The organism is Vibrio litoralis DSM 17657 (genome assembly GCF_000426765.1).
GTDB lineage: Bacteria > Pseudomonadota > Gammaproteobacteria > Enterobacterales > Vibrionaceae > Vibrio > Vibrio litoralis.
This window is the reverse complement of the sequence record NZ_AUFZ01000016.1, coordinates 392,022-407,916: the sequence shown is the minus strand read 5'-3', so window position 1 is coordinate 407,916 and position 15,895 is coordinate 392,022. Positions and strand designations below refer to the sequence as shown.

At 40.6% G+C, this 15,895-nt stretch carries 13 protein-coding genes; 3 read left to right on the top strand and 10 right to left on the bottom strand.

Going from position 1 to position 15,895, the window contains the following annotated elements; translation table 11 throughout:
- Nucleotides 1–7: 7 nt before the first annotated feature.
- The 5 genes from K358_RS0105045 to K358_RS0105025 form a co-directional block, all read right to left on the bottom strand.
- Complete coding sequence (locus K358_RS0105045; RefSeq protein WP_038149713.1) at nucleotides 8–1,510, bottom strand: mannitol dehydrogenase family protein; 1,503 nt, start codon at nucleotides 1,508–1,510, stop codon at nucleotides 8–10.
- Between the two features lie 191 nt (nucleotides 1,511–1,701).
- Nucleotides 1,702–2,667 (bottom strand): TRAP transporter substrate-binding protein, encoded by a 966-nt coding sequence (locus K358_RS0105040; protein WP_027695793.1) that lies wholly within the window; start codon nucleotides 2,665–2,667, stop codon nucleotides 1,702–1,704.
- 39 nt (nucleotides 2,668–2,706) lie between these two features.
- Nucleotides 2,707–4,011, bottom strand: coding sequence for a TRAP transporter large permease (locus K358_RS0105035; RefSeq protein ID WP_027695792.1), 1,305 nt, complete (start codon nucleotides 4,009–4,011; stop codon nucleotides 2,707–2,709).
- A gap of 64 nt (nucleotides 4,012–4,075) precedes the next feature.
- Nucleotides 4,076–4,576, bottom strand: a complete 501-nt coding sequence (locus K358_RS0105030) for a TRAP transporter small permease (RefSeq protein ID WP_027695791.1) — start codon at nucleotides 4,574–4,576, stop codon at nucleotides 4,076–4,078.
- A gap of 327 nt (nucleotides 4,577–4,903) precedes the next feature.
- Nucleotides 4,904–5,674 carry a GntR family transcriptional regulator gene (locus K358_RS0105025; RefSeq protein WP_083962755.1) on the bottom strand — a complete coding sequence of 257 codons (771 nt, stop codon included), beginning with the start codon at nucleotides 5,672–5,674 and terminating at the stop codon, nucleotides 4,904–4,906.
- 177 nt (nucleotides 5,675–5,851) lie between these two features.
- Here K358_RS0105025 and uxaC point away from each other — a divergent pair, with 177 nt between their 5' ends.
- The 3 genes from uxaC to K358_RS19200 all read left to right on the top strand — a co-directional run bounded on the left by uxaC (nucleotide 5,852) and on the right by K358_RS19200 (nucleotide 9,136).
- Nucleotides 5,852–7,267: a glucuronate isomerase gene (gene uxaC, locus K358_RS0105020; RefSeq protein ID WP_027695789.1), complete on the top strand. Its 1,416-nt coding sequence runs from the start codon at nucleotides 5,852–5,854 to the stop codon at nucleotides 7,265–7,267.
- A gap of 92 nt (nucleotides 7,268–7,359) precedes the next feature.
- Complete coding sequence (locus K358_RS0105015) at nucleotides 7,360–8,859, top strand: UxaA family hydrolase (protein WP_027695788.1); 1,500 nt, start codon at nucleotides 7,360–7,362, stop codon at nucleotides 8,857–8,859.
- Nucleotides 8,860–8,992: 133 nt separating this feature from the next.
- The gene (locus tag K358_RS19200; protein WP_156888684.1) at nucleotides 8,993–9,136 is read left to right on the top strand and encodes a hypothetical protein; all 144 of its coding nucleotides are present in this window, start codon (nucleotides 8,993–8,995) and stop codon (nucleotides 9,134–9,136) included.
- Between the two features lie 93 nt (nucleotides 9,137–9,229).
- On the opposite strand, the gene K358_RS0105005 is transcribed toward K358_RS19200, so the two are convergent.
- From K358_RS0105005 to K358_RS0104985, 5 genes are all read right to left on the bottom strand, one after another.
- Nucleotides 9,230–10,636, bottom strand: coding sequence for an EmmdR/YeeO family multidrug/toxin efflux MATE transporter (locus K358_RS0105005; RefSeq protein WP_051241194.1), 1,407 nt, complete (start codon nucleotides 10,634–10,636; stop codon nucleotides 9,230–9,232).
- A gap of 4 nt (nucleotides 10,637–10,640) precedes the next feature.
- The gene (locus K358_RS0105000) at nucleotides 10,641–12,269 is read right to left on the bottom strand and encodes a pectate lyase (RefSeq protein WP_244875225.1); all 1,629 of its coding nucleotides are present in this window, start codon (nucleotides 12,267–12,269) and stop codon (nucleotides 10,641–10,643) included.
- Nucleotides 12,270–12,278: 9 nt separating this feature from the next.
- On the bottom strand, nucleotides 12,279–13,325 hold the full coding sequence (locus K358_RS18100) for a pectinesterase family protein (protein ID WP_051241193.1): 1,047 nt from the start codon (nucleotides 13,323–13,325) through the stop codon (nucleotides 12,279–12,281).
- Between the two features lie 132 nt (nucleotides 13,326–13,457).
- Nucleotides 13,458–14,738, bottom strand: coding sequence for an ABC transporter substrate-binding protein (locus K358_RS0104990; RefSeq protein ID WP_027695785.1), 1,281 nt, complete (start codon nucleotides 14,736–14,738; stop codon nucleotides 13,458–13,460).
- 20 nt (nucleotides 14,739–14,758) lie between these two features.
- Nucleotides 14,759–15,895 carry an ABC transporter ATP-binding protein gene (locus K358_RS0104985; protein WP_027695784.1) on the bottom strand — a complete coding sequence of 379 codons (1,137 nt, stop codon included), beginning with the start codon at nucleotides 15,893–15,895 and terminating at the stop codon, nucleotides 14,759–14,761.

Genomic DNA, 15,895 nt, shown 5'->3' with positions numbered 1-15,895 from the left:
CCTGCGCTTACACAGTTTGAATAAATTGTTGAACACTTTGCTTGGATCCGTGCTCAATCAGTTGATTTAAAGCATCAATTAACTGAGCTTTAAATGTAGAATTACTCGCTAACTCAGCTGAAAATACCGAATCTAATGATAAAAATGCGCTAACTACATCCGAAGTAGAATCACCATGTGTTAACCATATATCACTGAACGTTGCTTTCAACGGATCTCTTACATCAATCGTGGATCCCTGTTCGTCTACGCCACTAACATATTTCATCCACGCAGCCACCGCTAAGATCAAGCCTGAGACATTGATGTCATGGCTTAAGCCAAAATCAATAGTCTGTAGAAAACGTTGCGGTAGCTTTTGAGAACCATCCATCGCAATCTGCCAAGTTCGATGCTGTAGCGCGGTGTTTTGATACCTTGCAATCAACTGGTCTTTATAGGCTTCAAGATCAATCCCTTTTACATCGACTGAAGGGCTAATCTCTTTATCCATTAAATAACGGATAAAAGCACTAAAACTTGGATCTGACATGGTTTCCGAGACGGTTTGATAGCCCGCTAAATAACCCAAATACGCAATTGAAGAATGAGTACCGTTGAGTAACCTTAGCTTCATATTTTCGAACGGAACAACATCATCGGTCAGCATAATATTAGCGATAGATGTTTTTTCCCAAGCCGGTCGCTCATTATTAAACTTATCTTCAATCACCCACTGTAAAAACGGTTCTGTGCTCACGCAGCAATCATCTTCAGCCTCTAGCTGCTGGGATATTTTATTGATATCAGCTTGAGTGGTTTGAGGCACAATTCGGTCGACCATGCTGCAAGGAAAATCAATATTCTCTTTAATCCATACCGCTAGCTCAGGATCAAGTTGCTGTGCAAAATCTAACACCACACGTTTTAATACATGACCATTTTCAGGCAAGTTGTCACAAGTTAATGGCGTGAATGGCGCTATACCTTTCTCTTTACGAGTTTTAATGGCTGAAACCAAAAAACCAATTGCACTGTGTGGCTGTTCAATATGCTGCAAATCATGTTGAATTAACGGATGATAGATATCTAAATGGCCAGTTGATGGCAAATGGCAATAGCCTTTTTCTGTAATCGTCAGAGAAACAATTTTCACTGCTTCGCTGGTCATATAACCAAGAATTTTCTCAACTTGATTACTAAAAAGCACCTCTTCAACTGCACCAATCACTTCAAGGTTAACCTGTTCGTCTTGACCGACTGCAACTGTGTATAGATTATCTTGACTTGAAAACTCTTGCTCAACCCCTGTTTCCGATTCAGGTTTACCGGCTGCTCGCCAATTATTGACGCCGACAATTTTCCAGTCGCCACCAAATTCTTTCAGCGCGACATCGGTAATTAACGCCTGATGTGCGCGATGAAATGCACCAAAACCTAAATGTACAATACCAACTTTTGCGTTGAGATTATTTTGATTAGGGAGTGAGCTTGCTGTGACATGCTCTAGGTTAACTCGATTCAACTTCATAATACGTTCGCCATTTCATATTGTTTTTTAAATTGACTGTTAAAACATTCTTCTACCGATCTAAACCAACTTAAAAAACAATAAGTCACTTGATTGGGTTCTCTTTGGCTGGAAGGTAAATAATAAGGCTCAGGCTAACCTAGTGCGTCGACCTGAACCTTATCTACTACTGCTATAGTTAGAGCCATTGATTACTTAGTGTTTTGAATATCACTAAGCATATCGACAAGGTCTGGGTTCTCTTTCTTAAACTTCTCGTAAACTGGTTTTACCGCTTCTTGGAACGATGCCGTATCACTATCTACGAATGTGATACCTTTGGTTTTCAGATCTGCCGTTGCATGGTCAACATACTTCTTCCAGTTAACTTCTTGCTGCTTCGCCGTTTCTTTTGCCACTTTACGGATAGTTTCTTGCTGCTCAGGTGTCAGTTCATCCCAAACGCTGGTTGAGACAACGAGCACGTCAGGCACCATTGTGTGTTTGTCGTAAGAGAAGGTTTTCTTCACTTCAAAATGACGAGAAGAGTAATAAGATGGAATGTTGTTTTCTGCCCCATCGACTACCCCTTGCTGTAGTGCTGAATACAATTCGCCGTATGGTAGTGGAACAGGTGTAGCCCCTAGAGATTTGATGATATCAATCGCCAATGGTGAGTTTTGAACACGAATCTTCATGCCTTTCAAATCAGCAGGTGTTTTGATTGCTTTATCGGTATAGAAACTACGCGCCCCCGCATCCAAGAATGCCAAGCCAACAAAACCATCTTCACGAGAAGAGGCTAAAATTTTGTCACCAATAGGCCCATTAAGTACATCACGATACTGCTGCTCACTGCTGTATAAATAAGGAAGAGATAAGATTTTATAATCTTTCGAAAATGACTCTAGTGGAGCAGCACTCACTTTAGTAAAGGCAACGGTACCGTTTTGTACCATTTGCAATAAGCTGGTTTCATTACCCAACGTTCCATTGGCGTACACTTTTACTCTGATTTTCGTTTCATCTTTAACGTGGTCAGCAAACCAACTTAACGATTGATGCACAGGGTGTTCAGTGGGTAGTGCATGAGCTAATTTCAATGTTTGAGCATAAACACTAGAGGTAAATGTTGCTCCAGCTAAAATTCCCGCAAGCATTAACTTATTCAGTTTCATATTATTATTCCCTTATTTGTTTCTACGTTATTGAACTTATTAAGATACATATCCCGCCAAATGAGGTAGCCACATCGTTAGTGATGGCACCATAATGATCAGCCCCAAAGTTAAAACCATAATTAAGAATAAAGGTATTAACTTAGGCACTACATCGCCGAGCTTATTACCAGAGACACTACAGCCTACAAATAAAGCCGTACCAACTGGTGGAGTACAAATACCGATACAAAGGTTAAACACCATGATGATGCCAAATTGAATCGGGTCGACCCCAAGCTCAACGGCAATAGGTAAAAATATCGGTGTAAAAATCAGAACCGCTGGAGACATATCCATGAATGTCCCCACCACTAACAAAATCAAATTCATTAGCAGCATAATAACCAGCGGGTTGGTTGAATAATTAAGAACGAAGTCTGCAATCGCCCCCGGAATATCAGCATTTGCCATAGACCATGACATTGCCGAAGACGTTGCAATCATGAGTAATACGATAGAAGTCGTAATCACACTATCAAGTAAGATAGGCGCTAGATCTTTAAACTTTAACTCACGATAAGCAAAACCTAGAATTAAGCTATAGACCACCGCAATAGCTGAGGCTTCGGTTGCAGTAAACGCCCCACCTAAAATACCGCCCATAATAATTAACACTAAAAATAAGCTTGGAATAGCATCCCAAATCACTTTCATTGTTTTTTCTTTTTGAACGATTTTCTCTTGTGGGATTTTATATTTTTTGCCCAATAACAGAATACCAATCATAATTCCCAAGCCCATTAAAAGACCCGGAATATAACCAGCAATAAAGAGGTACTGCACTGAAGTACTACTGACTAAAGCATATAAGATCAGGATATTAGAAGGCGGAATTAACAACCCCGTTGGACAAGAGGCAACATTCACTGCGGTCGAGAAATCTTTCGGGTACTTATGCTTCTCCTGCAGTGGTTTCATTATCCCACCAACAGCCGCGGCAGCCGCGGCAGCAGAGCCCGATAAAGAGCCAAACATCATATTGGCAATAACATTCACATGAGACAGTGAGCCAGGAAGCTTACCGCCGAGCAACATAGCGAAATTAATCAGCCGATTCGCCAAACCGCCGCGATTCATTAAATTCCCAGCCACAATAAAAAATGGCAAGGCTAATAAACCAAAGCTATTTAACCCGTTTGTTAATTGTTGTGAAACTAAGATCGACGCTTTATCAATTGGGAAGTCTATAAATATAGTCAGTAAAGCAGCGCCACCAATTGCAAAAGCAATGGGAATTCCTATTAATAAAAATATCGCTAGCGAGCCAAATAGAACCACAATTGGCAATAAATCATAAACCATATCAGGCATTGAATTGATGTAGTCTTGGGTAAATATTAAATCAACCAGTGTCATGATATTTCCCTCAGTGAACTATTTGATATATTGATTTGAGAATATCAATACATGCGTAGTAGCAGATAATGACACCCGACAACGGTGCAACCGTGTAGACATAACCAATTAAAAGTTGATGCTCACCGATAAATAACCCAGGAGAAACTTGATTATGATGTAGTGTCGTCATCATGAAGTTCCAGCCGCCGTACACCAAGGCAACAGAAGAAAACAACAAGACAAAACAACTAATAACAATATTAAGAACATGTTGATTTCTAGACTTGAGTCGAGTGACCAACAACTCTAAGGCTAAGTGGCGTTTAATTGAAAACGTATAGGCCCCACCTAAAATACCAATCCAAATTAGCAAATAACGGGAGAGTTCATCGGTAAAGACCGAAGGGTCATTTAAAATAAAACGTGTAAATACCTGCCATACAACCGAAAACACCATCATTGCCATAAAAAATATGAGGGTATATTCTAATATTCGGTTTAATAATTTATTAAATACTTCTAAATTCATTAGCACACTCTTCCACAGCAATAATTATTATATTTTTTAATAAGCAATCGTTTCTTTTGTAAATAAAACACCTTATTGAGTATCTTAATGTGACTATAATCACGACATACTAATTTTTGAACCGTGGTTTTATAATTTCGATTCAAAAATGCTAGCAGACCTAAACTTTTAAGATGTTATACCAATTTTATCGCAATTTTGTGAACTAAATTTGTGCAATATGAGGAAAAATGTTCTAGAGGAGCGCCATTGAGGATAAGAATTTATTGCAAGGAATGTAGAAATAGGTTAGCAAAAAACGACTAACCTATTAATATTTAATTATTTTTATATATCTAACGGTCTAGTTTCGAATAGATACTTATCATAAGGGGTATCTTCGGCTGAAGAGGCATCATATAAAAACTTCTTGGTGCTTTCTAAATGCTGCCACATCTCTGCTTTTGCTTGCTTCGAGTTTTTAACCTGTAAGGCTTTTACAATCGCACCGTGCTCATCTGCCCAGGTATTAATATTTGATGAATCGATATGCTCGTGCAATTGATTCCATAATGGGTTCTGTTTACGGGTAAACCAAATTAGCTCAATGATGAGAGAAAGTACCGAGTTTTTAGTGATCTTACCGAGTTGAATATGAAATTCCTCATCCCATGCTGAATCAGTATCGTCGGCATTTAGGTAACTCTCTTTTTGTATTTTATCTAATAAATCAATATCTTGCTTTGTAACTTGGCTAGCGGCAAAAGAAGCAATGGTACATTCAACCACTTGTCTTGCTTGTAAAAGTTCAAACGGGCCGGCTTTCTTCATTTCTTCAACAAGATAACGAGCGAATTCTTCCTCGCTTTCACTTAGCCCAGAAGATTGCTGCGAAATCGTCGAGACCACATGAATCCCCGATCCTTTTCTCACTTCCACCAACCCTTCCAGTTCGAGCATGATCATCGCTTCACGTACAACCGTTCGACTAATGCCAAGCTCTTCAGCAATAATTCTTTCCGGTGGCATTTTCGTCCCTACCGGATATTGGCCAGATAGTATTTTTTCTTTTAATCTTTCGCCAATAACTTGATACAAACGCTTGTTTTCAAAAGACATCATTCACCTAACTATTAAATTAAACCCAAGAAAACTATCACAAAGGAAACCATATTATGCTGATCAATATCGAATATAGATAAACTTCAATTGTTTAATTTTGTGATCTGTAAACTTGTTATACCAATTCAATCTCATATTATACCAGAAATATCTATTTTATTTAGGTGGAAGATCATGTCAAAATTTTTAACGGAAGATTTCTTACTTACAACTAATATCGCAAAAGAGCTTTATCATAATGTGGCAGCTCACCAACCGATTATCGACTACCACTGCCACCTTCCCCCAACACAAGTTTCTGAAGATTATCGCTTCAAAAACTTAACCGATATCTGGCTAAAAGGTGATCACTACAAATGGCGGGGCATGCGTACTAACGGCATTGAAGAGCGTTTTTGTACAGGTAATGCTTCAGATAAAGAAAAGTTCTTTGCCTGGGCCAAGACAGTTCCTCAAACCATTGGTAACCCGCTCTTCCACTGGACTCATTTAGAATTGCGCCGTCCCTTTGGAATTACCGATACCATTTTAAATGAATCTACCGCTGAAAGTGTGTGGAATCAGTGCAATGAGATGCTAGCTTCACCTGAATTTTCCGCGCGCAACATTATGAAAAAAATGGATGTTCGCATGGTCGGTACCACTGACGACCCGGTTGATGATTTGGTTCCTCATAAAATCGTAATGGATGATAAAGATTTTGACGTTCAAATGCGTCCTAGCTGGCGACCAGATAAAGCTTTTAATGCTAACGCAGAAGACTACTCAGAATACTTAAGCAAACTTGGAAAGCTCACCAACATTGAAATTCAACGCTTCTATCACCTATGCGATGCACTCACTATCCGTTTGGACTATTTTGAAGCTCATGGCTGCTGCATTTCAGATCACGCCCTTGATACTGTCGTCTTTGAAAACGCCAGCGAGCAAGACTTAGACGCAATTTTATCCAAACGCTTATCAGGTGAATTATTAAGTGATAAAGAAGCCGCACAACTGAAAACGGCCATTCTGATTTTCTTAGGCAAACAATACGCACAACGTGGTTGGGTTCAGCAATACCATATTGGCGCATTACGAAATAACAACCAGCGCATGTTCAACCTTATTGGTGCGGATGTCGGTTTTGATTCGATTAATGATGGCCTAGTTGCTGCCCCGCTATCTAAATTACTCAATGCACTCGATATTGAAGACGCATTACCGAAAACCATTTTGTATTGTTTGAATCCACGTGATAACGAAGTCATCGCGACCATGTGTGGCAACTTCCAAGGTGGTGGTATCGCTGGAAAAATTCAGTTTGGTTCGGGATGGTGGTTTAACGATCAAAAAGACGGCATGCTGCGTCAAATGGAACAACTGTCACAACTTGGCCTACTCAGTCGTTTTGTCGGTATGTTGACGGATAGCCGCAGTTTTCTTTCTTACACCCGTCATGAATATTTCCGCCGTTTATTGTGCCGCTTAATTGGCCAATGGGTTGAAGATGGTGAAGTTCCTCAGGATATGCCACTACTATCAAAAATGGTGGAAGATATTTGCTTCAACAACGCTAATCAATATTTCAACTTAGGCATTAAGAAGTAATTGCCTTCAACTAAGGCTATTCGTTTTTCGGATAGCCTTCCCCTATTGCCATGATGCCACCAAGTATTCTCCGGCATCTATTGGAGAGCCAGATGAAAAAATGGATTCGTATTCACCCCAAAGACAATGTTGTGATAGCGCTCGTTGATCTAAATAAAGGGTCGAAGATTAAGATCACCAACAACCTTTTTATTACTCTTCAAGAAGACATTACTAAAGGTCATAAAATTGCGTTAGACGATATGACGGCAGGTGATTTGCTATGGAAATACGGGGAATCTTTTGGTCATGCGACGGCAGATATTCCGAAAGGAAGCTGGATTCATAGCCATAACAGTAAAACTAACTTATCCGATAAGTTAACCTACCAATACCAGCCTAAAACCTTTAAACCTGACGAGATTGCGAACCTTGAGCAAACTGAGGTGAGTATTTATCGCCGCCACAATGGCGAGGTCGGAATTCGCAATGAACTGTGGGTGATCCCAACGGTTGGCTGTGTTAATGGCATCGCACAGACTATGGTGAACCAATTTTTAGCCAGCAACCCTCAACTAGAGATTGATGGTGTCTACGTATTCCCACACCAATTTGGTTGCTCTCAATTGGGTGATGATCACATTACGACTCGTAATTTATTACAAAGTATCGCCAAACATCCTAATGCCGGCGGTGTACTTATTTTAGGTTTGGGCTGTGAAAACAACCAAGTCCCTACCTTTATGCAAGGTTTGGGAGATTACGATCCAAATAGAATTAAATGCCTGATCTCACAATCTGTCGATGATGAAATTCTCGCAGGAAAAAGCTTATTAGAAGATCTCTATGAAACAATACGACACGATAAACGAGAACCGGGTACGTTATCCGAAATTCATTTTGGCCTTGAGTGCGGCGGGAGTGATGGATTATCAGGAATCACCGCCAACCCACTGCTCGGTAAGTTTTCAGATTATGTCATCGCCCAAGGCGGAACGACAGTACTCACCGAAGTGCCCGAAATGTTCGGCGCTGAAACCTTGTTAATGCAACGAGCAACCACGCATGATGTGTTTGATAAAATCGTTAACATGATTAATAACTTTAAAGATTATTACACCAAACACGATTTACCGATTTACGAAAATCCCTCTCCCGGCAATAAAGCTGGCGGCATTACTACTTTAGAAGATAAGTCTCTAGGTTGTACTCAAAAGTCAGGCACGAGTCCGGTCGTTGATGTACTCGATTACACGCAAAAAATCACTATTCCCGGTTTAAACTTATTGAACGCTCCCGGAAATGATGCCATCGCCACCAGCGCACTTGCCGCTTCAGGCTGTCACATGGTGTTATTTTCAACCGGTAGAGGGACACCTTATGGTGGGTTTGTTCCAACAATGAAGATCGCGACCAACTCAGAGCTCGCTGATAAGAAAAAACACTGGATAGATTTTAATGCTGGTAAACTAGTCTCTGAGGATATTTCGATGGATCAATTACTAAAAGAATTCATCAAAACCACTGTTGCTATCGTCAATGGTGAAAAGAGTAAAAATGAAATCAATCAAATCAGAGAAATCGCCATCTGGAAAAGCGGAGTGACATTGTAACTATATAGAGTGGAGTTATATTGCTGCCATTATATTGAATTGGCATTAATATAAAAAAGTGTTTCAAAAAACTTGATCTCAGTCATATTTACTGGTTTAATTGTGACCAGTATCACATAAAACTGAGGTTACAATGAACACTATTACTGCAAATCAAAGCACTTTTAACAACTCAAAATTAAAAGATGCCGCTTCTACAGCATTGAGCCTATTCTTAATCTACGGTTCTGCTCTAGGCTTTATTGCTCTAACAGCACTAACTTGGGTTAAGTTCTAATTTAAAAGTTTATTTGCCAAAGCATTAAAAATTCAAAAAGGAGCCAATAATTGGCTCCTTTTGCTATTTTATTCCAAGTAAACCGCTTACATTTTAACGAGAAACATCTCTAAAATATCGGGCTAGCCATTTCTGATTCAATAATCGCAGAGTGAATAGCGTTCCGCGCACTATCCAATCGCTGAACATCCCTACCCATACCCCATACACACCGAAACCGAGTACCACACCCAATACATATCCGCAGCAAATTCTGAAACCCCACATGCTGAGAATGGCCGTCCACATCGTGAACTTCACATCTTTAGCACCTTTAAATGCAGCAGGAAGAACAAAGGAAGCCGCCCAAACTGGCATCATAATGGCGTTCATATAAAACAGATTCACTACTACATCAATCACCGATTCTTCGGTGGTATAGAGCAAGGCAATGTAATGAATAAATGGTAAAAGTAGTAAGGTGGAACAAACCAATAAAATGGTTGAAGTGATTAGAATCAGTACCAGCTCTTGCTGTGCCATTCTTGGTCTATTTTGTCCTAGGCGTTTACCCACAATAACCGTGGCTGCCATACCTAATGTATTGCCGGGAATATTGATCATCAATATGATAGAGAACGCGATAACATTACCCGCCATCGCTACGGTTCCCATTCCCGCTACCATTAAAATAGTGATCATTTTACCTATGTTAAACATCAATGACTCAACACTAGCAGGAATACCAATCCCTAAAATATCGGCAAGTACTTTGCGGCTAAACTTAGAAAAATACAGCTTAAACGGGATCACAAAACGAGAGTTTTTGGCTAAATACGCCAGAATAATAAAAGCCCCGACCCAACGAGCTAAAGACACACCTAAACCGGCTCCAAGCAAACCCAAACCTTGCCAATCACCGACACCGTAGATCAATGGATAGCTAAACGCGATATTCAGTAAATTGGTTAAGATATTGACTCGCATCGGTAAGCGACTATTACCAACTGCTCTTAATACCCCGCTGCCTGCAAGAGTGATCGCAAGCGCAGGATAACTCAACGCCATTGCGGTAAGGTAAATCTCAGCAAGGTGAATAACCTCAGGCTCTGCGCCATAAGCCACGATCTCAAGTAACGACTTTCCACCGAGTAATACCACAATACAAAAAAGCACACTAATCAGCGCATTTAGAGTAATGGTTTGCCGAGCTTGATCGAGCGCTTGCTCACTATTTCTTCGCCCGTATGATTGAGCAACAATCACTGTTCCGCCCAACTCAATAGCCGCGAGAACCGAATAAATGATGTAAGTGAAACTGTCGCTTATCCCTATCGCGGCGGTTTGAGATTGACCTAAGCGACTGACGAGAATCGTGCTAATGATCCCCATCAAGACCACGCATAATAGCTCAATAAAAATCGGCCACGCTAGAGGGAATACATCACGAATCAATAAGACCTTGTGGCGCTTACGTAGCGTTAATGGCCAATGTTTAAACAACGAAAAGGTCAGGTTCATTTCACTATTCTATGGTTACCCCATAAATGATATCGCGATCATATACAGTTTCAATTCGGTCACCTTGGCTCACTTCGCCATGCAAGTAACCACCGTTTGAAATGTGTGTAGGCATGTCGGCATATTGACCTTGATGCACCGCTTCTAATGCAATAAGTGCGAAAGAAGCTGGATCATCAAAACGAGCAAAACGATGTTGCTCTGATGGTACAAAATACCCACGATGAAATTTCTGCTCTATTATATTCTTACCAATTGAATCTGCTAGTAATAATAATTTTTCTTGCCCAGTAAATTCATAGAGATCGAGCAACGCAAATAATAAATATGGAGAGGCGATGGCGGTATCTATATTCACCTCTGTTAACCACATTGTATCAGGAGCAATTAAACCCAGTTCAAAGCGTGCGAACATCGTTGCGGTGAGTTCTCTGATCTCAACATCATCGCTAACAACACTGGCCCTTATTAGAGGCAATAAATACGCGGGGTCTACCGGCTGGCGTTTTAATTCCGTCCCCTTTTTGCCGTAATAACCATCTCGAGGGAAAACATAACCCGTCATATCGTGGCCATTATTCCACATAGGCACGATGGTATTTCCCATCATATCCCAAGCAAATTTAAAGTAAGCCTTAATACCACTGGTCGCCCAATCGAGCATTTCTTCATCGCCAGTTTGCTTAGCACATCCTAAAATCGCTAGTGGGTTATCTACCACTACCGGCCAACTATCACGAAATAGCACATTAGCTTCTTTTGCTATCTCACCGAATTCAGATCCAAATTGACGCTTGGCTCGGTCTCCGAACCACGAATAGGTCAAACTATCATCATCAGGAATCGGCTCTCTTTGTAGCGGTGATGAAAATTGATAGACCGGCATACCGGTTTCTGGATTACGAGCCAGCACAAATTGCTTATAGAGATGTTTGGCCCACATTTCGGCATGTACATCCGTTTGATAGTGAGAATAAAATGTTGCAGCGTAAATCAAGTCAGTAGAAGCATTAACAAAGGTTAAGCCAACCGTTTCAGGTAGCTGTGGCCAGAGGCTAGGGTCAACCACAGGTTTAGGTTGATGATAGCTGAAAACATTATCTATGGGTTTGACGCCATATTGACCATGGCGACTTAAATCTAACTTCTGCCAATCCAAAACATGAGCCGCCCAAAAGCCGTGTAAAAATTGGGTCGTCTTCTTTGCATCAACCTGATAAAGAAATTCATAAAAAGGGAAATGATGCTTCAATTCATGAACACGTTCTTTACTGGCTGGCCCTTCAATTTCACCGGTTTGTTGGTTAATAAAACGATGCCCTCCCCAATGAAATAGCCCACTTTCTGAATCGGTATAATTATCGAGAAACTGCTTGGCCATTTTCGTCGCGGTGTTTTTCCAATCAGCATTCTCCGTGACGACAGATAAACCAACCAAAGCGCGTAATACATTCTGTTGGCTAGCAAAATTACTCATCACAGATTTCGTACCATCAGGATAAGTCCAATAGACGGGTTTATCGGTGAGACTATCAGCACCATCGGCCAGCAAATACAAATCATGATTTAAGAATTGGTCGAAAATACGCTGGTAATAATCCGTCAATAAAGAAAGGTTAGATTGTCGTGACATAGACAACTCCTAAAATTGAAATGAGAAATGAAGCCAAGAAGATAGGCTATTTTGTACTTGTTGCAGCCGTTGTTGATATTGCTTAGTAGGCAATGAATAAGTCATCGCCCTTTTACGTACGATTTGTTGCTGTTGATTGATGATGAAATTATTGAACTCTTCAAAGCGTGAATCATGTGGATAGAACCACGTTTGATCGCCATTTTTATCTTTTCCCGACATTTTATCCCAGCCATAAACATGATCAGACATTAAGCAGTCAACAAAGGCACAATGACCAATAGCACTGGGATCAGCATAATGACCATCAGAGAATTCAGTCGTAGGGTGCCATGGACGACCTAGTGCATAACTCGATTCAGGTACCCCAGCTTCCTTTAATAATCGACATTGTAAAAACACAAAACCGAGCAATTGGTTGGCATTAGTACTAGGTGCGGTGATATAGCCATAAGGCTGCGCATGTTTTATATCTGGTCGGTTTCTTGCCACCACATCACATTGTGTAAATACCGCTTGTCCTGCGCCAAAAATGAAATCAATCGAACCTAAAATTTGGCATTGATGAAAGTAACTTTTACCGCCATTAATAAATAAGGTGTCATGATAGCTTTCAAGATGAAGGTGCTTACATTCAACACAATCGGCATTGTTACCAATTAATAAAGCGACGGATTGAGTATGTTGTATTCTCAAACGTTCTGGGATTGCTTGGTTTTCTAAAAAATTAAACTCATTCTTTATGGTTAAATGACTGAGTGAACAATGCTTAGCTTCAACCCCTACCGTTCTTGAACCATAAGTGCCAGGAATACTGCCATCCGGTTGAATTTGTTGGTTATAGCAGCTGGCGGTAATAATGGTTTCAGATTGTTCGCAGCCCGTTAAATGAACATTATCACGCGCTAATACAATTCGTTCCCGATAGACTCCAGGATGAATAATAATTTGATAGTGTTGAGCATTGTCCGGCAATGAATCTATCGCTTGCTGAATTGAAGTAAAGTCACCATTGTGTGGCTCTTGCGAAACAACGATTGGTTGATAACTATCCATAAGATGAACCCAAGCCTCCTTGCCATCCCCTTGCGCCATATCACTCACAGGTAGTAATACTTGTATATCAACTAAAAAGCCCTACCTCATGTAGAGGTAGGGAAAGTGGATAACTACTACAATGAAAATCGATTAACGTGTCAGTTTTTTCAGTAAACGGTTACCTTTCCTTAAGAAGCTTTTTGCTGCTTCTTCAGGTGTCGCTTTACCGTAATCAATGTGTTGCATTTCCTCGCTAAACATTTCCATTAACTGAGCATTATCGGTATATGGCGTTGCCACAATTTTCTTCGGTACATCAAGCGCTTGTTGATATCCGCGATATTGCAGGCTGTTTTTGTCCAATTGACCCGTTTCAGTCAATGTATTCAAACCACTTTTACTTAATGGAATACTACGACTAAGCCCTAGCGCTTTCACACCATCTGGATCATTTAATAAGAAGTTAACTAATTTAGCCGCTTCTTCTGGGTGTTCGGTGTTGCGGCCAATAGAGAACATCATTGATGGACGAGATAACAAGCCAGCATCTGTTGCACCATCAACCATCGGGTAGTCGGCTAATTCAAGTTGCATTGGTGGTTTTAGGTTATCTGAATATTTAGCAATGGCAGAATCCCACATGTACACGCCACCAAATTCGCCTTCAATCCAAGGTCTCATTTCATAAAGGTTTGAACGACCATATGAAGCGAATTCTTTACTTGATGGGAAAACATGGTTTTTCACTTGATCGGCATACAACTGGAAGAACTCAGTCATTTCTTTTTGATCAAATTGCAGCATGCCATCGGTACCAATGATGTCTTTATTATACTTTTGAATCATATACGAGCGGTTCATTGCAAAAACATCACGCGCTTCAATCACCAGTGGGTAATACTTCTCACCGAGTTTTTCTTTAAACACTGGCCCTGCATTCATCAACTCATCCCAGTTTTTAGGATAAGACAGGCCCGCTTTTTCCCAAGAGTCTTTATTAAAATAGAAAACACGCGAAGTCATACTCACAGGTAAACCATTAAGTTTGCCTGCATTGGTACTCATTTCTATCGACGCTTCTGGGAAGTTTGATACACCTAGCTCTTTTGACAGCGATGTCATGTCATAGAAACCACTGCCATCTTTAGAGAAAATTGGCATCCAGTTCCAGTTCGTTTGCATCACATCTGGCTCTGTATTACCGGCAATTTGCGTGGTTAAGCGAGAAAGGTGACCATCCCAACCGGTGTATTCACCTTTTACTGAAATATCAGGGTATTTTTCTTGGAATCGCTCTAACGCGGCATTGGTTGCTTGGTGACGTTCATTTCCCCCCCACCAAGACATACGTAACTCAACATCGGCAAAGGCATTAGCAGAAGCGACTGCAAGCGCAAGTGTCGTGACTGTCGTTATTAGATTTTTTTTCATAATAAGTCCCTTATATAGTTTTAGTTATCTAATGAAATGTTCTTTTCTGATACCGCATCGAAAATATGAGTTTTTTCCATTTGTACTTTAAAACGTACATTCTCTTCAGTGCCAAAGCCCACACGGTTTTTGACCACATCAACAGGAACACGAGCGGTTAGTGTTTTTGTTCCAACTTTGAAATAAACAAACATCTCATGCCCCATGTTCTCCATTCGGATGATGTCACCTAAGATCACATTAGAATCATCTTCATCCTCTCTCGCGACAGTGATGTCATCGGGACGAACCCCAAACACCGTTTTGCTATAGCCATTCAAGCGAATATTTCCAGCCTTACTTTTAGGCACTAATAAACGTTGCCCTTCTAGCTCTGCGTAAAGATCATCACCTTCTTCCTTTAAAACCACCTCATTCAAGTTCATCTCTGGTGCACCAATAAAGCCAGCGACAAACATATTTATTGGGTTGTTATAAAGCTCCTCTGGTGTATCCACTTGCATGATTTCACCCAATTTCATCACGCAAATTCTGTCACCCATGGTCATCGCTTCTGTTTGGTCATGGGTAACATAAACTGACGTTGCCGGGTTATTAGTCGCTTTTAAATGCTTATGAATATCAGAAATACGCACTCGCATTGATGCTCGAAGCTTGGCATCTAGATTTGATAGAGGCTCATCAAATAAGAACACTTCTGGCTTTTTGACAATCGCACGACCGACCGCAACACGCTGTGCCTGGCCACCAGAAAGCTGACGAGGCAAGCGATCAAGCAAGTCTTCAATTTCTAAAATACCCGCAGCCTCTTTAACTCGCTGTGCAATTTCTTCTTTTGGTAACTTTTGCAGCTTCAAACCAAATGCGAGGTTCTCTTCTACCGTCATGTGTGGATACAAAGCGTAGTTCTGGAATACCATTGCAATACCACGATCTTTCGGTGCCAAATTATTCACCACGCGTTCACCGATCTGGATCTCACCACCGCTGATATTTTCCAATCCGGCTAGCATTCTCAATGTGGTTGATTTAGCACAGCCTGATGGGCCAACTATCACTAAAAACTCACCATCTTGAATGGTTAGATTGATACTATGAACTGCTTTGAAGCCATTCGAATACACTTTTTCTAATTTTTTAAATTGAACTTGAGCCAT